Origin of the sequence: Streptomyces sp. NPDC088730 (assembly GCF_044751215.1) — a bacterium.
GTDB lineage: Bacteria > Actinomycetota > Actinomycetes > Streptomycetales > Streptomycetaceae > Streptomyces.
Map to the genome: position 1 here is coordinate 76,083 of NZ_JBIVLK010000017.1, position 24,342 is coordinate 100,424.

General features: G+C 71.9%; 18 protein-coding genes and 1 tRNA gene. 18 read left to right on the forward strand and 1 reads right to left on the reverse strand.

Going from position 1 to position 24,342, the window contains the following annotated elements; translation table 11 throughout:
* Window positions 1-50: 50 nt before the first annotated feature.
* The 16 genes from ACIP89_RS33160 (at window position 51) to ACIP89_RS33235 (ending at window position 20,884) form a co-directional block, all read left to right on the forward strand.
* On the forward strand, window positions 51-701 hold the full coding sequence (locus ACIP89_RS33160) for a GntR family transcriptional regulator (RefSeq protein ID WP_402118073.1): 651 nt from the start codon (window positions 51-53) through the stop codon (window positions 699-701).
* Window positions 702-910: 209 nt separating this feature from the next.
* Entirely contained in the window at window positions 911-2,092 is a 1,182-nt protein-coding gene (locus ACIP89_RS33165) for an ROK family protein (protein ID WP_402118075.1), read from the forward strand.
* Between the two features lie 270 nt (window positions 2,093-2,362).
* Window positions 2,363-3,889, forward strand: coding sequence for a sugar ABC transporter ATP-binding protein (locus ACIP89_RS33170; protein WP_401927446.1), 1,527 nt, complete (start codon window positions 2,363-2,365; stop codon window positions 3,887-3,889).
* Window positions 3,886-4,935, forward strand: a complete 1,050-nt coding sequence (locus ACIP89_RS33175) for an ABC transporter permease (RefSeq protein ID WP_402118077.1) — start codon at window positions 3,886-3,888, stop codon at window positions 4,933-4,935. The genes ACIP89_RS33170 and ACIP89_RS33175 overlap by 4 nt, the downstream gene beginning before the upstream one ends.
* 71 nt (window positions 4,936-5,006) lie before the next feature.
* Complete coding sequence (locus ACIP89_RS33180; protein ID WP_073734278.1) at window positions 5,007-6,047, forward strand: substrate-binding domain-containing protein; 1,041 nt, start codon at window positions 5,007-5,009, stop codon at window positions 6,045-6,047.
* 68 nt (window positions 6,048-6,115) lie between these two features.
* Window positions 6,116-7,366 (forward strand): Gfo/Idh/MocA family protein, encoded by a 1,251-nt coding sequence (locus tag ACIP89_RS33185; RefSeq protein ID WP_401927452.1) that lies wholly within the window; start codon window positions 6,116-6,118, stop codon window positions 7,364-7,366.
* 12 nt (window positions 7,367-7,378) lie between these two features.
* A complete protein-coding gene (locus tag ACIP89_RS33190) occupies window positions 7,379-8,383 on the forward strand; it encodes a sugar phosphate isomerase/epimerase family protein (protein ID WP_401932974.1) in 1,005 nt (334 codons plus the stop codon).
* Between the two features lie 335 nt (window positions 8,384-8,718).
* A complete protein-coding gene (locus tag ACIP89_RS33195; protein WP_402118079.1) occupies window positions 8,719-12,429 on the forward strand; it encodes a ThuA domain-containing protein in 3,711 nt (1,236 codons plus the stop codon).
* A 157-nt stretch (window positions 12,430-12,586) separates the two neighbouring features.
* A complete protein-coding gene (locus ACIP89_RS33200) occupies window positions 12,587-13,705 on the forward strand; it encodes an inositol-3-phosphate synthase (RefSeq protein ID WP_402118081.1) in 1,119 nt (372 codons plus the stop codon).
* Window positions 13,702-14,649 (forward strand): SCO3242 family prenyltransferase, encoded by a 948-nt coding sequence (locus ACIP89_RS33205; RefSeq protein ID WP_402118083.1) that lies wholly within the window; start codon window positions 13,702-13,704, stop codon window positions 14,647-14,649. The genes ACIP89_RS33200 and ACIP89_RS33205 overlap by 4 nt, the downstream gene beginning before the upstream one ends.
* Window positions 14,646-15,548 (forward strand): sugar phosphate isomerase/epimerase family protein, encoded by a 903-nt coding sequence (locus ACIP89_RS33210; protein WP_402118084.1) that lies wholly within the window; start codon window positions 14,646-14,648, stop codon window positions 15,546-15,548. The genes ACIP89_RS33205 and ACIP89_RS33210 overlap by 4 nt, the downstream gene beginning before the upstream one ends.
* Window positions 15,539-16,237, forward strand: a complete 699-nt coding sequence (locus tag ACIP89_RS33215; RefSeq protein WP_401932988.1) for an EboA domain-containing protein — start codon at window positions 15,539-15,541, stop codon at window positions 16,235-16,237. The genes ACIP89_RS33210 and ACIP89_RS33215 overlap by 10 nt, the downstream gene beginning before the upstream one ends.
* Complete coding sequence (locus tag ACIP89_RS33220; protein WP_402118086.1) at window positions 16,237-17,085, forward strand: TatD family hydrolase; 849 nt, start codon at window positions 16,237-16,239, stop codon at window positions 17,083-17,085. Before ACIP89_RS33215 ends, ACIP89_RS33220 begins: the two co-directional genes overlap by 1 nt.
* Before the next feature lie 4 nt (window positions 17,086-17,089).
* Window positions 17,090-18,265, forward strand: coding sequence for a metabolite traffic protein EboE (eboE, locus tag ACIP89_RS33225; RefSeq protein ID WP_401927469.1), 1,176 nt, complete (start codon window positions 17,090-17,092; stop codon window positions 18,263-18,265).
* Entirely contained in the window at window positions 18,262-19,650 is a 1,389-nt protein-coding gene (locus ACIP89_RS33230; RefSeq protein WP_401927471.1) for a nucleotide pyrophosphatase/phosphodiesterase family protein, read from the forward strand. The genes eboE and ACIP89_RS33230 overlap by 4 nt, the downstream gene beginning before the upstream one ends.
* Window positions 19,651-19,702: 52 nt before the next feature.
* On the forward strand, window positions 19,703-20,884 hold the full coding sequence (locus ACIP89_RS33235; RefSeq protein WP_402118088.1) for a sugar phosphate isomerase/epimerase family protein: 1,182 nt from the start codon (window positions 19,703-19,705) through the stop codon (window positions 20,882-20,884).
* Between the two features lie 94 nt (window positions 20,885-20,978).
* On the opposite strand, the gene ACIP89_RS33240 is transcribed toward ACIP89_RS33235, so the two are convergent.
* Window positions 20,979-22,283 (reverse strand): DUF2254 domain-containing protein, encoded by a 1,305-nt coding sequence (locus ACIP89_RS33240; RefSeq protein ID WP_402118089.1) that lies wholly within the window; start codon window positions 22,281-22,283, stop codon window positions 20,979-20,981.
* A gap of 236 nt (window positions 22,284-22,519) precedes the next feature.
* On the opposite strand from ACIP89_RS33240, the gene ACIP89_RS33245 reads away from it, so the two are divergent.
* A tRNA-Leu gene (locus tag ACIP89_RS33245) sits at window positions 22,520-22,607 on the forward strand.
* A 379-nt stretch (window positions 22,608-22,986) separates the two neighbouring features.
* Complete coding sequence (locus tag ACIP89_RS33250) at window positions 22,987-24,189, forward strand: S8 family serine peptidase (RefSeq protein ID WP_401933000.1); 1,203 nt, start codon at window positions 22,987-22,989, stop codon at window positions 24,187-24,189.
* Window positions 24,190-24,342: the final 153 nt, after the last annotated feature.

The window sequence follows — 24,342 nt, forward strand, 5'->3', positions numbered from 1 at the left end:
CAATCGCTCGTTGCTCGTTGCTCGTTGCTCGTTGCTCGGAGGGGACCGCCGTGTCGTCCGCAGGACTGCCGCAAGGGACCGTGCCGAAGCTGGAACGACCCGGTCCGCTGCGTGAGCAGGTCTACGGGACGCTCCTCGAACTCATCACCACCCGTGCGCTCCGCCCCGGCCGGCACCTGGTCGAGAGCGAGCTGGCCGGCCGCCTCGGGGTGTCCCGGCAGCCGGTGCGCGAGGCCCTCCAGCGGCTCAGCACCGAGGGCTGGGTCGATCTGCGGCCCGCCCAGGGCGCGTTCGTCCATGAACCCACGGAGGAAGAGGCCGACCAGCTGCTGGCGGTCCGTACGCTCCTGGCGGCCGAGGCCGCCCACTCCGCTGCCGAGGGCGTCGCGGCGCTGGAGGAGCTGTGCGCCACCGGTGAGCGGGCCGCCGCCGACGGCGACGCGGACCTGGCGGTCCCGGCCGACGCGGCCTTCCACGCCAAGGTCATGGAGCTGGCGGGCAACGCCGTGCTCGCCGGGCTGGCCGGACAGCTGGACCGCAGGGCCCGCCGGCGCCGGGCCCCCGTCGCCCGGCAGCCGGGCGCCACGTCCTGGGCCGGGCACCGCTCCCTGACCGCCGCGGTCACCTCGCGCGACGAGCTGCGGGCCGCGGCGATCATGCGGTCCCGCACGGAACGCCGCCACCAGCGCGAAGAGGGCTGACCTCCGCGTCCTCCAGAGCCTCGAACGCCGACCGGGGAGCAGGCCGGTCCGGTGACCGGGGCCGGCACTCTCCCCACCTTTGTCCTCAGGGTGGAGAAAGTTGTGGTGGATTCCTGCGCAACTTCTTCCCACTCCGGTCGAGCGCTGCTACGTTCCCCTCCAAAGCCCGACGGACAGGCCGATGTGGCGGGGAGGGGCGCGTGAGACGTATGACGGCACGACCCGCGAATGCGCATCAGGCGCGACTGCTTCGGCTGTTGCGCGACGGCGGGCCCAACTCACGGGCACAGCTGGGGGATCAGGTCGATCTCTCCCGCTCCAAGCTCGCCGTCGAGGTGGACAGACTGCTGGAGACCGGCCTTGTGGTGGCCGACGGACTCGCCGCATCCCGCGGCGGGCGTCGCTCGCACAACATCCGGCTCGCCCCGGCACTGCGCTTCCTCGGCGTCGACATCGGCGCCACCTCGGTCGATGTGGCGGTCACCAACGCGGAGCTGGAGGTCCTGGGCCACCTCAACCACCCCATGGACGTACGCGAAGGCCCCGTCGCCATCTTCGAGCAGGTGCTGTCCATGGCCGCCAAGCTCCGGGCCTCCGGGCTCGCCGAGGGGTTCGACGGCGCGGGGATCGGCGTACCGGGACCGGTCCGCTTCCCCGAGGGGATTCCGGTCGCGCCGCCGATCATGCCCGGCTGGGACGGCTTCCCGGTCCGCGAGGCGCTCAGCCAGGAGCTGGGCTGCCCCGTGATGGTCGACAACGACGTGAACCTGATGGCGATGGGGGAGCAGCACGCGGGCGTCGCGCGCTCCGTGGGCGACTTCCTCTGCGTCAAGATCGGTACCGGTATCGGCTGCGGCATCGTCGTCGGCGGGGAGGTCCACCGCGGTACGACGGGCAGTGCGGGCGACATCGGCCACATCCAGGTCGAACCGGACGGGCGCCCCTGCGCCTGTGGCAACCGGGGCTGCCTGGAAGCACACTTCAGCGGCGCCGCGCTGGCCCGCGACGCCGAGGACGCCGCCCGTGCCGGGCAGTCCACGGAGCTCGCGGCCCGGCTGTCGGCGTCCGGGACACTCACCGCCGCCGACGTCGCCGCCGCCGCGGCCGCCGGCGACGCCACCTCGCTCGACCTGATCCGCGAAGGCGGGAACCGGGTCGGGCAGGTCATCGCGGGACTCGTCAGCTTCTTCAACCCCGGTCTGGTGGTGATCGGCGGCGGGGTGACCGGACTGGGCCACACGCTGCTGGCCAGTGTCCGGACCCAGGTCTACCGGCAGTCACTGCCGCTGGCCACCGGCAACCTTCCCATCGTGCTGGGTGAGCTGGGACCCGCCGCCGGAGTGATCGGCGCGGCCAGGCTCATCAGCGACCACCTCTTCTCACCGGCCTGACCCAGTAGCACCGGCCCGACCAGCACCACAGGTCCGTTCCGGCACCACCGGCTGGACCCCCGCACCACCGGCCCGCCCACCGGGCCGCAGCACGTGCACGAGCCGCGCACCACCCGCCTGATCGCTCTCCCGTCCGATCCGCTTCCCCGCCGGGCCGATCCCCGGCCGGCCACCAAGGCACCGCCCCCGCGCCAGCGGCCGGGGTCCGGGTGAAACCCGGGAACGTACTTCGCCCTGCCCGCTCACCGGCACCCGCCGAGGGGATTTGTCATGGCTCCAGAACCACCCCTGCTCACCATGTCCGGCATCACCAAGACCTTCCCCGGCGTGCGCGCCCTGGACGGCGTCGACCTGGAGGTCCAGGCCGGCGAGGTCCACTGTCTGCTCGGCCAGAACGGGGCGGGCAAATCCACCCTCATCAAGGTGCTCGCCGGTGCCCACCAGCCCGACGACGGCGAGATCACCTGGCACGGCTCACCGGCCGTGCTCAAGACACCCATCGCCGCGATGCGTCTCGGGATCGCGACCATCTACCAGGAACTCGACCTGGTGGAGGGGCTGTCGGTCGCAGAGAACGTGTTCCTCGGCCACGAGCCGACCACCGCGGGCTTCGTCGTCCGCACCCGGGACGGCCGGACCGCGGCCGGCGCGCTGCTGAAGCGCCTCGGCCACCCGGAGATCGACCCGGCCCGTCCGGTCGGTGAACTCTCCGCGGCCCAGCAGCAGATCGTCTCGATGGCCCGCGCGCTCTCCCACGACGTACGGCTCATCGTGATGGACGAACCGTCCGCGGCCCTCGACCCGGACGAGGTCGCCAACCTCTTCCGCATCGTCGCCTCCCTGACCGCCGACGGGGTCGCCGTCGTCTACATCTCCCACCGGCTGGAGGAGATCCGCCGGATCGGCGACCGGGTGACCGTCATCAAGGACGGCCGGACCGTCGCCGTCGGTCTCCCCGCCGAGTCCACACCCACGCGCGACATCGTTGCCATGATGACCGGCCGCAATGTCGAGTACGTCTTCCCGCCGAGGCCCGAACCGGTCCCCGCGGGCACCGGCGCGGAACCGGTGCTCAAGGTCGAAGGCCTCACCAGGAAGGGCGAGTTCGCCCCGGTCGACCTGGAACTGAGGCCCGGCGAGATCGTCGGCCTGGCCGGACTCGTGGGCTCCGGGCGCTCCGAGATCCTGGAGACCGTCTACGGAGCCCGCCGCGCCACCGCCGGACAGGTCACCGTCGCCGGCAAGCCCCTGCGGCCCGGCAGCGTCCGCGCCGCCGTCGCGGCCGGCATCGGCCTCGCCCCCGAGGAACGCAAGGCGCAGGCCCTGCTGATGCTCGAATCCGTCACCCGCAATGTCTCCGTCTCCACCATGTCCCGTTTCTCCAGGGGCGGTTGGCTCGACCGGGGCGCCGAGCGCAAGGCGGCCCGCGCCGCCACCCGCGAGCTCTCGCTGCGCCCCGACAACCCGGACACCCCCGTCCGCACGCTCTCCGGCGGCAACCAGCAGAAGGCGGTCCTGGCCCGCTGGCTGCTGCGCGGCTGCCGGGTGCTGCTGCTGGACGAACCGACCCGCGGAGTGGACGTCGGCGCCCGCGCCGAGCTCTACGCCGTGATCCGCCGGCTGGCCGACGAAGGCCTCGCCGTACTGCTCGTCTCCAGCGAAGTGCCCGAAGTGCTGGGCCTCGCCGACCGGGTGCTGGTGCTCCGTGAGGGCCATGTCGTGCATACGGCGGACGCCACGGAGCTCGATGAGCACCGCGTACTCGACCTCGTGATGGAAGGGAGCCCGACGTCATGACGCAGCCCGTCTCCTCAACACAGCAGACCGGGCCGGACCAGGGCGCCGCGCCCGCATCCGTCCCCGCGTCCCCGCAGAAGGACAGATCCCCGCGAGCCCTCGGGCTCCGCCTGGACCTGCGCAGCCTCTCGTTGCTCGGCGTCCTCGCCGCACTGGTGGTCGTCGGCGCCGTCACCGAGCCCGACGCCTTCCTGGACACCGGGAACCTTCAGCTGATCCTGACCCAGGCGTCCGTCATCGGTGTCGTCACCGTCGGGGTGACCTTCGTCATCACCAGCGGCGGCATCGATCTGTCCGTCGGCGCCATGGTCGCCCTCGCCTCGGTCTGGGCCACCACACTCGCGACCCAGGAGTACGGCTTCGCCGGCATCCTGTTCACCGCGATGCTCGTCGGCCTCGGTGCCGGACTGGTCAACGGGGTGCTCATCGCGTACGGCCGGCTGGTGCCGTTCATCGCGACCCTGGCGATGCTCGCCTCCGCCCGGGGCATGGCCCTCCTGATCACCGACGGCAAGACCCAGATCGTCACGGTCAAGTCCGTCCTGGACCTGGGCCTGCCCGGCTCCTACGTCCTCGGCATCCCGCCGCTGGTCATGATGTTCGCCGTGGTCACCGTCATCGGCTGGCTGCTGCTGAACCGTACGACCTTCGGCCGCCGCACCGTCGCCGTCGGCGGCAACGCGGAAGCGGCCCGGCTGGCGGGCATCGACGTACGGCGCCAGCGCCTCTACCTCTACCTGCTGTCCGGACTCTGCTGCGGCATCGCCGCCTTCATGCTGATCATCCTGTCCGGCTCGGGGCAGAACACCAACGGCAATCTGTACGAGCTCGACGCCATCGCCGCCGCGATCATCGGCGGCACCCTGCTCACCGGCGGCCGGGGCACGATCGTCGGCTCCGTGCTGGGCGTCCTCGTCTTCACCACGATCACCAACATCTTCGCGCTCAACAACCTGCAGAGCGACGTCCAGCAGATCGCCAAGGGCGCGATCATCGTCGCCGCCGTTCTGGTCCAGGGCCGCACGTCGGTCAGCAGAGACAGCTGACCGCAGCTCGGATCTTTTACCACTTACGCCTGTTCCGCATGCCCACGCACCGGATGAAGGGTTTGACAGCCATGCCAGAAACCAGCCGCAGAGGACTGCTCTTCGGTACCGCAGCAGTCTCCGCGGGCGCCTTCCTGACCGCCTGCACCAGCAACGACCCCAAGGAGAAGGACACCGCGGCGCAGAGCAACGCGCCCGCCGCGGACGACAAGCCGGGCAAGGCCCTCACCATCGGCTTCGCGGGTCCGCAGGCCGACCACGGCTGGCTGAACGCCATCAACGAGAACGCCAAGTCGCGGGCGGAGAAGTACTCAGAGGTGACCTTGGAGACCACCGAGGGCTCCAACGACACCGCCGCCCAGATCGGCCAGGTCAAGACCCTCATCAACAAGAAGGTCGACGTCCTCATCATCCTCCCGGCCGACGGCAAGGCGCTCACCCAGGTCGGCCTGGAGGCCATGCGGGCGGGCATCCCCGTGATCAACCTGGACCGTGTCTTCGCCTCCCCGCAGGCGTACCGCTGCTACGTCGGTGGAGACAGCTACGGCATGGGTCTCAACGCCGGTACGTACATCGGCGAACAGCTCAAGGACAAGCCGAACGCCAAGGTGGTCGAGCTGGCCGGCATCGACGGTCTGGAGCTGACCAAGCAGCGCAGCCAGGGCTTCGCCGACGCGCTGAAGAACTACTCCAACATCAAGCTGGTGGCCCGTCAGGCGGCCGACTTCACCGTCGAGTCCGGCCAGGCGAAGATGTCCCAGCTCCTCCAGGCGCAGAAGAAGATCGACGCGCTGTGGAACCACGACGACGACCAGGGCGTGGGCGCGCTGCGCGCCATCCAGCAGGCCGGCCGGGACGAGTTCCTGATGGTCGGCGGGGCCGGGGCCAAGTCCGCGATGGACGCCATCAAGGCCGACAACAGCGTGCTCAAGGCCACCGTCCTCTACCCGCCGAGCATGGCGGCGTCGGCCGTCGACCTGGCCCGCGCCCTCGGTCAGAGCAAGGGGCTCGCGGGCCTCTCCGAGGTGGAGATCCCGACCAACCTCACGCTCTTCTCCGCGGTGGTCACCAAGGAGAACGTCGATCAGTACCTGCCGACGGGCTTCAACTGAGAAGCCCCGCGGGAGGGTGCTGACCCTCCCGCCGCACCCACCGAACCACCGATGAGGAGGAAGCCCGGATGGCCCGTAGGGAAGAGACGGAGCAGGAGGCGGCGGCGCCGCCGACGTACCGGCCGATGGCGAGCGCACCCACGCTCGGGGTCGGCATGGTCGGATACGCGTTCATGGGCGCCGCCCACTCGCAGGGGTGGCGCACCGCCGGCCATGTCTTCGAGCTGCCGATGCGGCCGGCTCTCGCCGCGATCTGCGGACGCGACCGCACGGCGGTCGAGGCCGCCGCCGACCGGCACGGCTGGGCGGCGGCGGAGACCGACTGGCGGGCCCTGATCGCCCGGGACGACGTGCAGCTGGTCGACATCTGCACCCCGGGCGACAGCCATGCGGAGATCGCCATCGCGGCCCTGGAGGCGGGCAAGCACGTGCTGTGCGAGAAGCCGCTCGCCAACACGGTCGCGGAGGCGGAGGCCATGACAGAGGCGGCGGCGCGCGCCGCCGCCCGGGGCCAGGTGGCGGTGGTCGGCTTCAACTACCGCAAGGTCCCCGCCATCACCTACGCCCGGAAGCTGATCGCGCAGGGGCGGCTCGGCACCCTGCGGCACGTACGCGCCACCTACCTCCAGGACTGGCTGGTCGACCCCGGGTCGCCGCTCACCTGGCGGCTGGAACGGGAACACGCGGGCTCCGGCGCGCTCGGTGACCTCGGGGCGCACATCGTGGACCTCGCCCAGTTCCTCGCGGGGGAGCTGCTGGTCGGGGTGTCCGCGGTCACCGAGACCTTCGTCCGCGAACGGCCCCTGCAGTCGGGCCCGTCGAACGGCCTGGCCGGGGTGGCGGACAGCGGGGCGCGGGGGGCGGTCACGGTGGACGACGCGGCGCTCTTCACCGGCCGGCTCGCCTCCGGCGCGGTCGCCTCCTTCGAGGCGACGCGGATGGCGGCCGGCCGGAAGAACGCGCTGCGGCTGGAGATCAACGGGGAGCTGGGCTCGCTCGCCTTCGACCTGGAACGGCTCAACGAGCTGTCCTTCCACGACCACACCGAGCCCGCCACGACGGCCGGCTTCCGGCGCATCCTGGTCACCGAGCCCGAGCATCCCTACCTGGAGGCCTGGTGGCCGCCGGGGCATGCCCTCGGCTACGAGCACACGTTCATCCACCAGGCCCGTGACGTGGTGCGGACGATCGCGGACCACACCGCCCCCTCACCGTCGTTCGCGGACGGACTCCAGGTGCAGCGGGTACTGGCGGCGGTGGAGGAGAGCGCCGCGAAGAACTCCGTGCACACCCCCGTCCACTCGACCGCACAGCTCTAGGAGGTCCTGCGCATGCCCCGTCCCTTCACCCTCTTCACCGGTCAGTGGGCCGATCTGCCACTGGAGGACGTCTGCCGGTACGCCCGCGACTTCGGTTACGACGGGCTCGAACTCGCCTGCTGGGGAGACCACTTCGAGGTCGACAAGGCCCTCGCGGATCCGGGGTACCTGGACGGGCGCCATCAGCTGCTCGACAAGTACGGGCTGAAGTGCTGGGCGGTCTCCAACCACCTGGTGGGCCAGGCCGTCTGCGACAGCCCCATCGACGAGCGCCACCAGGGCATCCTGCCCGCCCGGATCTGGGGCGACGGGGAGCCCGAAGGGGTGCGCCGGCGGGCCGCCGAGGAGATCAAGGACACGGCGCGGGCGGCCGCCGCCTTCGGGGTGGACACGGTCATCGGGTTCACCGGTTCGTCGATCTGGCACCTGGTGGCGATGTTCCCGCCGGTCCCGCCGCACATGATCGAGCGCGGCTACGAGGACTTCGCCGAGCGCTGGAACCCGATCCTCGACGTGTTCGACGCGGAGGGGGTGCGGTTCGCCCACGAGGTGCATCCGAGCGAGATCGCGTACGACTACTGGACCACGCACCGCGCGCTGGAGGCCGTCGGCCACCGGCCGGCCTTCGGGCTGAACTTCGACCCCAGCCACTTCGTCTGGCAGGACCTGGACCCGGTCGGCTTCCTGTACGACTTCCGGGACCGGATCTACCACGTGGACTGCAAGGAGGCGCGCAAGCGCCTGGACGGCCGCAACGGCCGGCTCGGCTCCCACCTGCCGTGGGGCGACCCGCGGCGCGGCTGGGACTTCGTCTCGGCGGGGCACGGCGATGTGCCGTGGGAGGACGTGTTCCGGATGCTGCGGTCCATCGAGTACGACGGGCCGGTCTCCGTGGAGTGGGAGGACGCCGGCATGGACCGCCTGACGGGCGCGCCGGAAGCGCTTGCATCGCTCAAGCGATTCGACTTCGACCCGCCGAGCACGTCGTTCGACGCGGCGTTCGGCGGCAACGACTGACCGTCCGCACGGGGGCTCCGCCCCCGGACCCCCGCTCCTCAACGGCGGGAGGGGCCTGAGAGGTACCGGCCCGGCGGCAGGCCGCGAACGCCGCCGGGCCGGCACCCCCTGCCCAGAACCCCCTTTGTCCTGACCAAGGAAAAAGTTCAACAAGACCGCTGCACAAGGGCTTTCCGTCCCGGACGAACAGGTCTACCGTCCAGAACGTGTACACGACATAACCCTCGTCACCGGAGCCGCACAGGCCCCGGCTGACCTGCGCGGCAGTCCCCGCGCGGAACGGCACGGCAGCACCCGCACCCGCCCGTACAACCGGCACTCTCCGGAGGACACTCGTGCACAGAACCCGAAGCCGGACCAGGTCCAGGCTCCGCGTCCGTAAATCCCTCGCCCTCTTCACCGGCGCACTGCTCGCCGCCGCCACCCTCAGCCTGGGCGCCGGCACCGCCGCCGCCCACGAGGAACCCGCCCCGGCCCCGGCCGCCGAGGACTTCCAGCAGGTCACGCTCGCCAAGGGAGTCGCCGAGACCGGCGAGCCCATGACACTGGCGGTGCTCCCGGACCGCAGCGTCCTGCACACCGCTCGCGGCGGCGAACTGTGGCTCACCGACAACGGCGGCGACACCACCCTCGCCGGCACCATCCCCGTCTACTCGCACGACGAGGAAGGCCTCCAGGGCGTCGGGGTCGACCCGGACTTCAGCGAGAACCGGGCGATCTACCTCTACTACGCGCCCCCGCTGGACACCCCGGCCGGTGACGCCCCGGAGAACGGCACCGCCGCCGAGTTCGCCAAGTTCGACGGAGTCAACCGGCTCTCGCGCTTCGTCCTCAAGGAGGACGGCACGCTCGACATGGCCAGCGAGAAGAAGGTCCTCGACATCCCGACCTCGCGCGGCATGTGCTGCCACGTCGGCGGTGACATCGACTTCGACGCGCAGGGCAACCTGTACATGTCGACCGGCGACGACTCCAACCCGTTCGCCTCCGACGGCTACTCCCCGATCGACGAGCGGCCGGACCGCAACCCCGCGTTCGACGCCCGCCGGTCCGCCGGGAACACCAACGACCTGCGCGGCAAGATCATCCGCATCAAGGTCGCGGAGGACGGTACGTACACCGTCCCCGAGGGGAACCTCTTCGCGCCGGGCACGGACAAGACCCGCCCCGAGATCTACGCGATGGGCTTCCGCAACCCCTTCCGCTTCACCGTCGACAAGACCACCGGCATCCTCTACGTCGGTGACTACGGTCCCGACGCCGGTGCCGCCGACCCGAAGCGCGGACCGGCCGGACAGGTGGAGTTCGCCCGCGTCACCAAGCCCGGCAACTTCGGATGGCCGTACTGCACGGGCGACAACGACCCGTTCATCGACTACGACTTCGCGACGAAGACCTCCGGTGAGGCCTTCGACTGCGCCGCCCCCAAGAACACCTCCCGGTACAACACCGGACTGGTCGACCTGCCTCCGGCCCAGCCCGCCTGGATCCCGTACGACAACGGGTCCGTGCCCGAGTTCGGCACCGGCTCCGAGTCCCCGATGGGCGGACCCGTCTACCACTACGACGCCGGCCTCGACTCGCCCGTGAAGTTCCCCGAGGAGTACGACGGCGACTTCTTCGCCGGCGAGTTCGGCCGGAAGTGGATCAAGCGCATCGAGCAGGACGCCGACGGCAAGGTGGAGTCCATCAACGACGTGCCGTGGTCCGGCACCCAGATCATGGACATGGCCTTCGGCCCCGACGGCGCGCTGTACGTGCTGGACTACGGCACCGGCTACTTCGGCGGCGACGAGAACTCCGCTCTCTACCGCATCGAGAACGCCACCGGCGGACGCTCGCCGATCGCGGAGGCGACCGCGAACAAGACCTCGGGCACCGCACCGCTCAAGGTCGCCTTCTCCTCCGCCGGCACCACCGACGGTGACGGGGACGCGCTCACCTACAGCTGGGCCTTCGGTGACGGCGGTACGTCGACCGCGGCCAACCCCACGTACACGTACAAGAAGAACGGCACCTACACCGCGACCGTCACCGCCACGGACCCCACCGGGCGCACCGGTTCGGCCAACGTCCATGTGACGGTCGGCAACACCGCACCCCTGGTGAAGCTGGAACTGCCCGGTGACGGGCAGCTGTTCTCCTTCGGCGACGAGATCCCGTTCAAGGTGACCGTCACCGATCCCGAGGACGGCACGATCGACTGCTCCAAGATCGAGGTCCGCTTCATCCTCGGCCATGACGCCCACGGCCACCCGATCACCTCGGCGCACGGCTGCGAAGGCACCATCAAGACCGAGATGGACGGCGGGCACGACCCGAACGCCAACATCTTCGGAGTCATCGACGCCTCCTACACCGACGGCGGGGGCGGCGGCCAGGCGGCCCTGTCCGGTCACGACCAGTCCGAGCTCCAGCCGCGCCACCGGCAGGCCGAGCACTTCAGCGCCTCGTCCGGCATCAAGACCTACGACAAGGCGGCCGCCGAGGGCGGCAAGACCGTCGGCGACATCGACAACGGCGACTGGATCTCCTTCAAGCCGTACCTGCTCGGCGACTCCACCAAGCTCACCGCCCGGATCGCCTCCGGCGGAGCGGGCGGCTTCCTCGAAGTCCGCACCGGCTCGGCCGACGGGAAGATCCTCGGCTCCGCACCCGTCCCGGTCACCGGCGGCTGGGAGGTCTTCCAGGACATCGACGTCCCCCTGCGCGGCGTCCCGAAGAAGTCGACCGAACTCTTCCTGGTCTTCAAGGGAGGCGACGGCGCGCTCTACGACCTCGACGACTTCGAGCTCTCCAACACCCCGCCCGACAGGACCGCCAAGCGCGTCCTGGTCTTCTCCAAGACCGCCGGCTTCCGCCACGACGCGATCCCCGAGGGCATCGCCGCACTGAAGGAACTCGGCAAGGACAGCAACATCACGGTCGACGCGACCGAGGAGGCCGGCCAGTTCACCACCTCCAACCTGGCCCGCTACGACGCCGTGGTCTTCATGTCGACCACGGGTGACGTCCTCAACGCCGACCAGCAGAAGGCGTTCGAGAACTTCGTGACCACCGGCGGCGGTTACGTCGGCGTGCACGCCGCGGCCGACACCGAGTACGAGTGGCCGTTCTACGGCGGACTCGTCGGCGCGTACTTCGACAGCCACCCCGCCATCCAGCCCGTCACCGTCCGGGTCGAGGACCACAAGAACCCGGCGACCGCCCACCTGGCCGACGCCTGGGACCGCACCGACGAGCTGTACAACTACCGCACCAACCCGCGCGGCAAGGTCAAGGTCCTCGCCACCCTCGACGAGACGACCTACACCGGCGGCAACATGAAGGGCGACCACCCGATCACCTGGTGCCAGAGCTACCAGGGCGGCCGCTCCTTCTACACCGGCCTCGGCCACACCAAGGAGTCGTACGCCGACCCGGACTTCCGCAAGGTCCTCTCCGGCGGGCTGCGCTACGCGGCCGGCCAGGTGAAGGCCGACTGCAAGCCGGACACCGGCTACCGCTCGATCTTCAACGGCAAGACGCTCGAAGGCTGGAAGCAGGCGGGCCCCGGCAAGTTCAACGTCGTCGACGGCGAGCTGCGCTCCGAAGGCGGCATGGGCCTGCTCACCTACCAGGCCAAGGAGCTGAAGTCGTACTCGCTGAAGCTCGACTGGAAGCTCGCGGGCGATGACAACTCCGGCGTCTTCGTCGGCTTCCCGGAGTCCGACGACCCGTGGTCCGCGGTGAACAACGGCTACGAGGTCCAGATCGACGCCACCGACGCCCCCGACCGCACCACCGGGTCCGTCTACACCTTCAAGTCGGCCAACATCAAAGCCCGCGACCAGGTCCTCAGGCCGCCCGGCCAGTGGAACAGCTACGAGATCAAGGTCCAGGGTGAACGGCTCCAGATCTTCCTCAACGGAGTAAAGATCAACGACTTCACTAACACCGACCCGGCCCGCAGCCTCAAGGACGGCTACATCGGCCTCCAGAACCACGGGGCCGACGACCAGGTGTCCTTCCGCGACATCCAGCTGAAGGAACTGCCCTCCGCGTAGGGACACGTCCGGACGGCGGGCGGGCGTCACACCCGCCCGCCGTCCGCCCCCGGGCCGCGCCGTCGGCGCCCCGGGCCCCCGGCGTCCGCAGCCCTTCCCCTCAGGCACCGCGCCACCAGTTCCGCACCGCCAGTACCCCCAGCCAGGGAGGCAGCCCGTGTCAGCACCCGCCGTTCGTACCGGAGTCTGGTTCATCGGAGCACGCGGCTCCGTCGCCACCACCGCCACGGCGGGGTGCGCGGCGCTCGCGGCAGGCCTCCACCCGGCCGCCGGCATGGTCACCGAGACCGAGCCGTTCGCCGGGAGCGGTCTGCCACCCGTGGGATCGCTCGTCTTCGGCGGGCACGACACCCTGGACTGCCCGCTCCCCAAACGGGCCGAAGTACTCGCCGCCGGGGGAGTGCTGCCGCACGGCCTGCCCTCCGCGGTCCACTCCGAACTCGCCGCGGCCGACGCGGAGATCCGCCCCGGCGGACCGCTCCCCGGCGACACCCGGCCGGACGAGGAACTCGTCACCGCGTTCGCCGCCGACCTCACCGGCTTCACCCGCCGCAACGGCCTGGCCAGGACCGTCGTCATCAACGTCGCCTCCACCGAACCGGCCCCCGAGCCCGGCGCGCGGCGGCTGCCCGCCAGCTCCCTCTACGCCGCGGCGGCCCTGCGCGCCGGCTGTCCGTACGTCAACTTCACCCCCTCCACCGGACTGCGCACCCCCGCCCTCCAGGCCGCCGTCGCGGCCTCGGCCCTTCCTCACGCGGGCCGCGACGGCAAGACCGGCCAGACGCTGCTGCGCTCCGTGCTCGCCCCGATGTTCGTACAGCGGGCCCTGCCGGTACGGGCCTGGTCCGGCACCAACCTGCTCGGCGGCGGCGACGGGGCGGCACTGGCCGACCCGGCGGCGGCCGCCGCGAAGAACGCCGGCAAGGAACGCGTCCTGGCCGATACGCTCGGCGCCGCCCCCGAGGGCGAGGTCCACATCGACGACGTGCCGGCGCTCGGGGACTGGAAGACGGCCTGGGACCACATCGCGTTCGACGGCTTCCTCGGCGCCCGCATGGTGCTCCAGACCACCTGGCAGGGCTGCGACTCGGCACTGGCCGCGCCCCTGGTGCTGGACCTGGCACGGCTGCTGGCCCGCGCCCACGAGGTGGGCCTCACCGGGCCGCGCCCCGAACTCGGCTTCTACTTCAAGGACCCGGACGGCGGGCCCGCCGCACTGTCCGCCCAGTACCTGGCGCTGCTCTCCTTCGCGGAGCGGCTGCGGGGCGAGAAGTGACGGCACGCGCCTGGGCGGAGCTGCTCAGGGTCTCCGCGCTCTTCACCGTGCCGGGCGACGCGCTCGCGGGCGCGGCAGCGGTCGGGCGCCGCCCCAACCGCTCCACCGCCCTCGCCGTCGGCGCCTCGCTCTGCCTGTACGAGGCAGGCATGGCCCTCAACGACTGGGCCGACCGCGAGGAGGACGCCGTGGACCGGCCGCACCGCCCGATCCCCTCCGGCCGGATCACGCCCCGGGCGGCGCTCACCGCGGCCGGCGCGCTGACCGCGGCGGGCCTGGCCCTCGCCGCACGGGCGGGCCGCCCGGCCCTGACGGTGGCCACCGGCCTCGCGGCCACCGTCTGGGCGTACGACCTGCGGCTGAAGCACACCCCGGCGGGCCCGGCGGCGATGGCGGCGGCCCGCGGCCTGGACCTGCTCCTGGGCGCCACGGCGACCGCGACGGCCCCCGCCCCCGCCACCGCGACTCCGGCCCGTGCCGTTCCCGCCGCGCTCCCCGCCGCCGTACTGCTCACGGCGCACACCTACGCGGTCACCGCCGTCTCGCGCCACGAGGCCCGGGGCGGCTCCACCACGGCGCCCCTCGCCGCCCTCACGGCGGTCGCCGCGCTCGGCGGCGCGGTGGTTCGGGACCGGCCGGAGGAGGCGAGGCGCCCGGGGGAGACGGAGCGCGCGGGCGAGGGAAGGCGCGCGGCCGCCCCGGCCCGGCTGCTGGTCACCGCGCTCACCGGCGCCTACCTCCGCACCGCGGGACGCCCGCTCGCGCACGCCGCGCTGAACCCGTCGCCACCGCTCACCCAGCGCGCCGTCGGCGGCGGCATCCGGGCGATGATCCCGCTCCAGGCCGCCCTCGCCGCCCGCGCCGGAGCCTCCGGCACCGCGCTCGCCGTCATGGCCCTCGTCCCGCTCGCCCGCAGCCTCGCCCGGAAGGTGAGCCCCACATGACCATCCGCCTCGGCTACGGCACCAACGGACTCACCGACCTCCGGCTGGGCGACGCCCTCGGCCTCCTCTCGGACCTCGGCTACGACGGGGTCGGCCTCACCCTCGACCACATGCACCTCGACCCCATCGGCCCGGACCTCCTCGTCCGCACCCGCCGGGTCGCCGCCCGGCTCCAGGAGCTGGGGCTGGGCGTCACCGTGGAGACCGGGGCCCGCTACGTCCTGGACCCGCGCCGCAAGCACGGCCCCTCCCTGCTCGACCCGGACCCCGAAGCCAGGGCGGCCAGGACCGGGCTGCTCGTACGGGCCGTCGAGGTCGCCGCCGGACTGGGCGCCCACGCCGTGCACTGCTTCAGCGGGGTCCTGCCACCGGGCACCGATGCCGGGACCGGCTGGGACCGGCTGACCGGCGCCCTCGCCCCGGTCATCGACGCGGCCGGACGAGCGGGGGTGCCGCTGGCCATCGAGCCCGAACCCGGACACCTCCTCAGCCGCCTCTCCGGCTTCCACCACCTGCGCGCCCTGTGCGGAGAGCCGGAACCACTGGGACTCACCCTCGACATCGGCCACTGCCAGTGCCTGGAGACCGCGGCGCCCGCCGACTGCGTACGCGAGGCGGCCCCCTGGCTGCGCCACGTCCAGATCGAGGACATGTGCCGGGGCGTCCACGAACACCTTCCCTTCGGCGACGGGGAGATCGACTTCCCGCCCGTGCTCGCCGCCCTCGACGCCCTGGGCGACAGCGGATACCAGGGGCTCACCGTCGTCGAACTGCCCCGCCACTCCCACGCCGGACCCGAACTCGCCCAGTCATCCATCGAGTTCCTGCGCAAGCACAGCCCGTCCGCCCACAGCCCGTCAGCCCACAGCGCGCCGAAGGGAGCCGCACCATGCCGATGAACTCGCCCGATGCCCCGCTGCTGAGCCGCGAGGAACTCGACGCACAGCTCGGGGGCGGCGCCCGCGCCTGGCTCGACGAAGCCCTCGCAGAGGCCGCCCACTCCGCCGCCCACCCGGACGCCGAACCCGCCGCCAAGGCCTACGCCGTCCCCCCGTGGGAACTGCGCTTCGCCGCCGCCGGCCGGCACTGCGGGCTCGAACGCGCCGACTCCGTACGCTCCCTGCTGCTCACAGAGGCCCGCGCCGGACTCGACGCCGTGACCCGGCTCTACGAACAGGGCACCGCCGCCGAACGGCGCGCCGTGCTGCTCACCCTGCCCGCACTGGACCTCGGCGCCGGCGCCGTGGCCCTCGTCGAGGACGCCCTGCGCGCCAACGACACCACGCTGATCGCCGCCGCCGTCGGCCCGTACGCCGGCGAGCACCTCGATCCGCACAACTGGCGCCACGCCGTCCTCAAATGCCTTTTCACGGGCGTCCCCGTCGACGCGGTCGACCAGCTGGCCCGGCGGTCCCGCGGCGACGCGGAACTCGCCCGGATGCTGGGCGACTACGCGGCCGAGCGCATCGCGGCGTCCCGTCCAGTCCCCGCCGGACTGCACCGCGTACTCGCCCTCACGGCCCCCGGCCCCACCGCCCCCGGTCCCGCCGCCCCCACGGCCTCAACGGCCCCATCGGAGGAGTCCTGATGCGCATCTTCGACCCCCACATCCACATGACGTCCCGCACCACGGACGACTATCAGGCGATGTACGACGCCGGGGTCCGGGCGCTCGTCGAACCCTCCTTCTGGCTCGGCCAGCCCCGCACCTCGCCGGGCAGCTTCTTCGACTACTTCGACGCGCTGCTCGGCTGGGAGCCGTTCCGCGCCGCCCAGTACGGCATCGCACACCACTGCACGCTCGCCCTCAACCCCAAAGAGGCGAACGACCCGCGCTGCGCCCCCGTCCTGGACGCCCTGCCCCGCTACCTCGTCAAGGACTCCGTCGTCGCCGTCGGCGAGATCGGCTACGACTCCATGACCCCGGCGGAGGACACCGCGCTGGCCGCCCAGCTCCAGCTGGCCGCGGACCACGGGCTGCCCGCGCTCGTCCACACCCCGCACCGCGACAAGCTCGCCGGCCTGCGCCGCACCATCGACGTCGTACGCGAATCGCACCTCGCCCCGGAGCTGGTGGTGCTCGACCACCTCAATGAGACGACCGTGAAGGAGGCCCTGGACAGCGGCTGCTGGGCCGGCTTCTCCATCTACCCCGACACCAAGATGGACGAGGACCGCATGATCGCCGTCCTCAAGCTGCACGGCACCGACAGGGTCCTCGTCAACTCCGCCGCCGACTGGGGCAAGAGCGATCCCCTGAAGACCCGCAGCGTGGCCGACGCGATGCTGGCCGCCGGCTTCACCGAGGACGACGTCGACCAGGTGCTGTGGCGCAACCCCGTCGCCTTCTACGGCCAGAGCGGCCGCCTCCACCTGGACACCGCCGCCCCCGAACCGCTCCACGAGGGCAACTCCATCCTCCGCGGCGGGGAGTGAGGCCATGCGCTTCCGCCACCCCGACGGCTCCGTCGTCCACCTCGCGTACTGCACCAACGTCCACCCGGCCGAGAACCTCGAAGGCGTCCGCGCCCAACTGCGCGACCACTGCGAACCGGTACGCAGACGGCTCGGCCGCGACCGCCTGGGCATCGGCCTCTGGCTCGCCAGGGACGCCGCCCGCACCCTGGTCAACGACCCCGCGCAACTGCGCTCCCTGCGCGCCGAACTCGACCACAGAGGGCTCGAAGTCGTCACGCTCAACGGCTTCCCGTACGAGGGATTCGGCGCCGAAGAGGTCAAGTACCGGGTGTACCGGCCGGACTGGACCGACCCCGAACGGCTCGCCCACACCACCGACCTCGCCCGGCTCCTCGCCACGCTCCTCCCCGACGACGTCACCGACGGCACCATCTCCACCCTGCCCCTCGCCTGGCGCACCCCGTACACCGGCGACCCGGAGGCGGCCCGCACCGCACTGGCCGCGCTCACCACCCTCGGGGAACGCCTCGACGCGCTGGCCGAACTCACCGAGAAGTCCATCCGGATCGGCCTCGAACCCGAACCCGGCTGCACCATCGAGACCACCGCCGACGCCATCGCACCCCTCACCGCCATCGGCCACCCGCGCATCGGCGTCTGCGTCGACACCTGCCACCTCGCCACCTCCTTCGAGGACCCCGGCACCGCACTCGACGCGCTCACCGCCGCGGGCATCCCCGCCGTCAAGGCACAGCTCTCCGCCGCCCTGCACGCCGAACACCCCCACCTCCCCGAGGTGCGCGCCGCGCTCGCCGCCTTCGCCGAACCCCGCTTCCTCCACCAGACCCGCGTCGCCACCGCCGCCGGGCTGCGCGGCACCGACGACCTCGACGAGGCGGTCGGCGGAGAGACCCTGCCCGACAGCGCCCCCTGGCGGGCCCACTTCCACGTCCCCCTGCACGCGCCGCCCGCACCACCGCTCACCTCCACGCTCCCGGTGCTCCGGTCCACGCTGACCCGGCTGGTCGGCGGGGCCCGGCCGCTCACCCGGCACCTGGAGGTGGAGACGTACACCTGGCAGGCGCTCCCGGTGGAGCTGCGGCCCAGGACCCGTGCCCAGCTCGCGGACGGTATCGCCGCCGAACTCACCCTCGCCCGCGACCTCCTGGTCGACCTCGGCCTCAAGGAGCTGCCATGACCACCGAGGGCTCACCCACGCCCCTCCTCGTCCTCGACGTCGTCGGGCTCACCCCCCGCCTCCTCGAACACATGCCGAACCTCAAGGCCCTCGGCGGGACCGGCACCCACGCTCCGCTCGGCACCGTGCTCCCCGCCGTGACGTGCGCCGCCCAGTCCACCTTCCTCACCGGCACCACCCCCGCCGAGCACGGCATCGTCGCCAACGGCTGGTACTTCCGCGAGCTCGGGGACGTCCTCCTGTGGCGTCAGCACAACGGGCTCGTCGCGGGCGACAAGCTCTGGGACGCGGCCCGCCGCGCCCACCCCGGCTACACCGTCGCCAACATCTGCTGGTGGTACGCGATGGGCGCCGACACCGACTACACCGTCACCCCGCGGCCCGTCTACTACGCCGACGGCCGCAAGGAGCCCGACTGCTACACCCGGCCGCCGGCCCTCCACGACGAGCTCACCGAGAAGCTCGGAACCTTCCCCCTCTTCCACTTCTGGGGCCCCGGCGCCGACCTTGTCTCCTCGCAGTGGATCATCGACGCCACCCGGCACGTCATCGACACCCGCCACCCCGACCTCGCCCTCTGCTACCTCCCGCACCTCGACTACGACCTCCAGCGCTACGGTCCCGACGACCCGCGCGCCTTCGCGGCCGCCGCAGAGCTCGACCGGGCCGTCGCGCCGCTCCTGGAGGACGCCCGACGCGAGGGCCGCACCGTCGTCGCCCTCTCCGAGTACGGCATCACCCGGGTGGAGCGGCCCGTCGACATCAACCGCGCCCTGCGCCGCGCGGGACTCCTGGAGGTCCACACCCAGGACGGCATGGAGTACCTGGACCCGATGGCCTCCCGGGCCTTCGCCGTCGCCGACCACCAGATCGCGCACGTCTACGTACGCCGTCCGGAGGACCTCGAAGCGGCCCGCGAAGCGCTCGCCGGACTCCCGGGCATCGAGCAACTCCTCGACGACGAGGGCAAGAAGGCCAACGGCCTCGACCATCCGCGCTCCGGCGAACTGGTCGCCGTCGCGGAACCGGACGCCTGGTTCACGTACTACTACTGGCTCGACGACGCCCGCGCGCCGGACTTCGCCCAGCTGGTCGAGATCCACCGCAAACCCGGCTACGACCCCGTCGAACTCTTCCTGGACCCCCAGGACCCGTACGTCCGGGTCAAGGCGGCCACGGCCGTCGCCCGCAAGAAGCTCGGCATGCGCTACCGCATGGCGGTCGTCCCCCTGGACCCGTCACCCATCCGGGGCAGCCACGGCCGCCTCCCCCTGAGCGACGAAGAAGGGCCGCTCATCCTCTGCTCCACCCCCCACGCGTTCAGCGGCCCGGTCCGGGCCACCGAAGTGAAGTCCCTGCTCCTCACGCTTGCCGGCCTCGCATGAGATCGGTCCGTGCACAGCAGCCCCGTGCGCTTCTTCGAGAAAGAGAGAGACCGTGACCGAGTACAACGACGAATCCGGAACCGACAACGCCCTGCGCCGCACCCTGGGTGTCGACCGCCGCCGCTTCCTCAGCACCTGCACCGCGGCCGCGGCGACGGCCATCGCCGCGCCCGTACTCGGCGCGTCGCCCGCCTTCGCCCACTCCACCTCCCACCGGGGCCACGGCCACGGTCATGACCACGGCCACGGCAACGGCCACGGCAAGGATCTGGTCCCGGCGTCGAAGCGGGGAATCATCCTGTACACCGTGCGCGACGCCACGGCCCGGGACCCGCTCAGCACCAGCCTTCCCTCGGGCTTCCGGGCGGTCTTCAAGGAGCTGGCCCGGTACGGCTACAAGCAGGTCGAGTTCGCGGGGTACGGCCAGCACGCCAACGCGCCCGGCGGCAGCAACCTCGGAACGGTGCAGGGCGCCAAGCTGCTGCGCTCCTGGCTGGACGACTACGGTCTGCGCGCCCAGGGCAACCACGGCTTCATCCCGGGCTCCTGGCCGCTGAGCCAGAGCGACCAGGACGAGTTCAAGCGGCACCTCGAAATAGCCAACATCCTCGGCATGGACCACATGGGCACCGGTGGCGACCCCACCGGCAGCGACTACCGCGCCGACTGGGACGTCGCCGCCGACAAGTGGAACGCCCTGGGGAAGATCGCCCACCGCGCGGGCATCAAGCTGTACACCCACAACCACGACGCGGCCTACGGCTTCCTGCTCGACAGCGGTCCGCTGGACGACCAGGGGCGGCCCACCCGCAGCTCCGGCACCCGCAAGCTCGAATACTTCCTCAAGGTCACCGACCCGAAGACCGTGTGGCTGGAAATGGACATCTTCTGGGCGCATGTCGCCCAGTACAAGTTCCACACCTACACCACGCGTGAGGGATCGCGGCGGGAGAACATCTTCGACCCCGCGGCACTGGTCAGCCGCCACAACAAGCGCTACCCGCTCTTCCACGCCAAGGACGGCGTGGTCAGCACGACCAACGGCGACGGCTACGAGATGGTCCCCTTCGGCACCGGGGTCATCGACTACCGGACGTTCTTCCGCCGCGTCGGGGAGACGAACTACCGCAACCCGATGATCGAGCAGGACACCGCACCCAGCTCGACGGACCTCGCGCAGTCCCTCAAGCAGGCGCGGATCAGCTACCAGGGCATGGCGGCGCTGCGCAAGTAGCGCCACCCGCGGGGCCCGCCCCGCGGCGCCTCCTGCGCCGGGCCTCCCCGCACACCGCGCGGGGAGGCCCGGGTCCGTCGGGGGCGGACCGGGCTCACCCGATCCCCTGCCGGTCGGGAAGGAGCGCGAACTCCCGTTCGGCCGCGCCCCGCACCGTCCGCTCCACCGCCTGGGTCAGCAGCGCCCGGTGCCGGACCAGCGGCTGCCGCCGGCCGGGCGGCGCCAGCAGCAGGAGATCGTCGATCCCGGCCAGCAGCCGCCGGGTGACCTGCGGACTCTCCGCGGCACACCGCCGGACCTCCTCGAACCCGAGATCCACCAGATCCGCCCACCCCGGTACGTCCTGCACCAGCCGCACGACCCCCTTGCGGTCCCGGTGGTGGACGGCGCCGAGGGGCAGGTCCACGACCGCCGCGAGGAACTGCACGATCCGGTCCAGGCACTGCACGGCGGTGGTCGGATCGTTCACCGCCGTGGACAGGGCCCGCAGCGCGATGTCCGACAGCTGTCGCAGCCCGAACGCCAGGTCCTGGTGCAGCGTGCGCTCGACCCCGACGGACACCGTGTACCGCAGCGCACGCCGGGGCGGGGCGGCCCCGCCGTGCACCGCCAGCACCGGCGTCCCCGGCACGACGAAGTCCCCGAGCCGCGGGATCAGCCGGAGAACGACGCCCTGGTGCCGCGCGGCCCGCACCAGCCGGGCCACGTTCACGTCCCGCAGCACCCCGGCCCGCCCCTCGTGCACGAGCTGCCCGCTCTCGGCGCCGAGCGGCCCCTCCGGCGACCGGCCGGCCGGCATCCGCCCCAGTACCCGGAACGAGTCCCGGGTGATCCGGTCGACGACGGGGCCCACCTGCATCAGGCGCAGGGTGGAGCTCACGTAGGCGATGAAGAGCAGCAGGCTGACCCCGACGAGCGCGGCGGTGAGCACGCTCTGCACGAACGGTACGGACGTGACCAGCCGCGGATCCGTCTCGCTCTCGTACGAGCTGAGGACCAGCAGCGAGAAGACGAACGTCGCCAGGAACACCGACAGCGTGAGCTTGCTGATCCGGCTCCGTACGAAGATCCGCACCACCCGGGGCGTGAGCTGCCCGCTCGCCATCTGCACGGCCACCAGCGAGATGCTGAAGACCACACCGATGAAGGTCATCATCGCCGAGCTGACGGTGACGACGATCTGCTTGGTGTCCTCCGCGACCGCGAGCAGGTCCTTGATCTCGTCGTACGCCCGCTCGTCCTTGAGGTAGCCGACGAGCTGCTCGTCGAGCGCGGAGGCGGCGAACCAGAGCACGATGGCGCAGACCAGCGTCAGGGCCGGCGCGAACCAGAAGGTCTCGCGCAGGTGCTCCCGCAGCGGTGACAGGGCGCGGGGTGGCCGGTAGCCGCGATCACTCATGCCGGCGAACGTAACCCGCCCCGCCCGCACCCTCGTGGACCCCGCCGCCGACCCTCCGGGCACACCTTCCGTGCGCGGCCGGCGACGGAACGTGCACGAGGACGGGGGTCCGCCGCCCCCGGGCGCCCGTCCGATCGGCCCGCACCCCGCTGACCACCGAATATGCAGGTGAGGCGGACCCCAAACCCCTGGTATTGTTTTCTTTGTCGCCGCGGGAGACCGCGGCTGACCACCCAGTCCGGGTGGCGGAATGGCAGACGCGCTAGCTTGAGGTGCTAGTGCCCTTTATCGGGCGTGGGGGTTCAAGTCCCCCCTCGGACACCAGGGAACCAGGGCCAGTCGACATGACTGACCAGGTTGGTTTTACAGAACTCCCAGTTCGGATTCGTCCGGGCTGGGAGTTCTTCTGTGTCCGAGGCCCTGTTCGGCGCGGGTGGCGAAGCCGCACCCAGGAAATCCGCCGCGGCCGGGTGCGCGCCATGACCGCCGGCCTCAGGCGCCACGAGCGGAATCCGCCCGGCGTGCGGACTCTCGCCCACCACGTCGGCGCACCCACCTGACCAGGGTCTACGGCTCCCCGCCAGCGAACCGACTCCGCGAGGGCGTACTCAAGTCCGCGCCGCTCATGGACGAAAGGAAGGGTGTCCGGCGGTCGCGGCCCTGTGCGTCGTGGACCGTTCGTTTCCGCTCTCCAGGAGTTGATATGCGCCTGCGCGCACTCTGGGCTTCGGCTGCCCTGCTGCTGCTCGTCCCGCTGACGGCCGGCACGGCCGAGGCCGGGTCCGGGTCCCTCCCCGTGCCCGTCGGGCACTCGTTCGGGGCGATTCCGGGGGAGTACGTCGTCAGTCTCCAGCCGGCCGTGTCACCGGCCGACGTGCTGACGGGGATCGGTGTCCGGCCGATGTTCGTCTACCGGAGCGCCCTGGTCGGGTTCGCCGCCAGGCTCACCCCGGCCCAGCTCGCCGCCGTACGCACCCTGCCCTCGGTCACCGCTGTCGAGGAGAACGCCCTCGTCAGCGCCGGACCGGCAGCGCAGGCGGCGCCCCGGACCATGGACGCACGGACCACCCGGCGGGCGGTGCCCGCGGCGAGTTGGGGCCTGGACCGGATCGACCAGCGGAACCTTCCGCTGGACGGCCGGTACGACGTCGCGGGGACCGGCCGCGGGGTGACGGCGTACATCGTCGACTCCGGGATCGACACCCGCAACAGCGAGTTCGGCGGACGGGCCACCACCGGGTTCGACGCGCTCGACGACGGACAGGCGGGACAGGACTGCAACGGCCACGGCACTCATGTGGCGGGCACCGTCGGCGGCGCGACCTACGGGGTGGCGCGCGCTGTCTCGCTCGTCGCCGTCCGGGTCGTGGACTGCCGGGGCAGCGGCAGCACGGCCGACGCTCTCGCCGGCTTCGACTGGGTCGCCACCAACGCCCGGCAGCCCGCGGTCCTGAACGCCTCCATCGGAGACGCCGCCTCCCCGGCCATCGACGAGGCCGTCGACAGGGTCGCGGACCGGGGCGTCCTGCCCGTCGTCTCGGCCGGCAACGATGCCGAGGACGCCTGCGACGCCTCACCCGCCCGCGCCGCGAAGGCGTTCACGGTGGGAGCGACCGACCGCCAGGACCGGCAGGCCGGCTTCAGCAACTTCGGCACCTGCGTGGATGCCTACGCCCCCGGAGTCGCCATCGTCTCGGCACGCCTCGGCGGCGGCTCCGCCACCATGAGCGGCACCTCCATGGCCGCCCCGCACGTCGCCGGAGCCGCCGCCCTCCTCAAGGAGCGGTACCCGGACGCCGCCCCGGCAGACCTCGAGCGCCGGCTCACGGACACCGCCACCCGCGATGCCGTGAACGCCATCGGCCCCGGTTCGCCCAACCTCCTGCTCTACACCGGTCTGCTGTAGCCACCGCCCCGCAGGACCAGTGCGCGAGGCTCACTCCCAGCGGCGTCCGGTGTCACCCACCGGGCCCCGCCAGGGAAGCACCGGGACGGGGTCGGCGCGGACGCGTCCGCGCGGATCGGGGTCAGGCCGTGGCGTTTCCGACGCCCAGTTAAT

What these genes read in the sequence shown, in the direction of transcription:
- ACIP89_RS33220 (WP_402118086.1), top strand. Translation starts at nt 16,237, where the DNA reads ATGCGCATCTTCGACCCCCACATCCACATGACGTCCCGCACCACGGAC.
- ACIP89_RS33170 (WP_401927446.1), top strand. Translation starts at nt 2,363, where the DNA reads ATGGCTCCAGAACCACCCCTGCTCACCATGTCCGGCATCACCAAGACC.
- ACIP89_RS33175 (WP_402118077.1), top strand. Translation starts at nt 3,886, where the DNA reads ATGACGCAGCCCGTCTCCTCAACACAGCAGACCGGGCCGGACCAGGGC.
- ACIP89_RS33250 (WP_401933000.1), top strand. Translation starts at nt 22,987, where the DNA reads ATGCGCCTGCGCGCACTCTGGGCTTCGGCTGCCCTGCTGCTGCTCGTC.
- ACIP89_RS33190 (WP_401932974.1), top strand. Translation starts at nt 7,379, where the DNA reads ATGCCCCGTCCCTTCACCCTCTTCACCGGTCAGTGGGCCGATCTGCCA.
- eboE (WP_401927469.1), top strand. Translation starts at nt 17,090, where the DNA reads ATGCGCTTCCGCCACCCCGACGGCTCCGTCGTCCACCTCGCGTACTGC.
- ACIP89_RS33185 (WP_401927452.1), top strand. Translation starts at nt 6,116, where the DNA reads ATGGCCCGTAGGGAAGAGACGGAGCAGGAGGCGGCGGCGCCGCCGACG.
- ACIP89_RS33215 (WP_401932988.1), top strand. Translation starts at nt 15,539, where the DNA reads ATGCCGATGAACTCGCCCGATGCCCCGCTGCTGAGCCGCGAGGAACTC.
- ACIP89_RS33210 (WP_402118084.1), top strand. Translation starts at nt 14,646, where the DNA reads ATGACCATCCGCCTCGGCTACGGCACCAACGGACTCACCGACCTCCGG.
- ACIP89_RS33240 (WP_402118089.1), bottom strand. Translation starts at nt 22,283, where the DNA reads ATGAGTGATCGCGGCTACCGGCCACCCCGCGCCCTGTCACCGCTGCGG.
- ACIP89_RS33165 (WP_402118075.1), top strand. Translation starts at nt 911, where the DNA reads ATGACGGCACGACCCGCGAATGCGCATCAGGCGCGACTGCTTCGGCTG.
- ACIP89_RS33180 (WP_073734278.1), top strand. Translation starts at nt 5,007, where the DNA reads ATGCCAGAAACCAGCCGCAGAGGACTGCTCTTCGGTACCGCAGCAGTC.
- ACIP89_RS33230 (WP_401927471.1), top strand. Translation starts at nt 18,262, where the DNA reads ATGACCACCGAGGGCTCACCCACGCCCCTCCTCGTCCTCGACGTCGTC.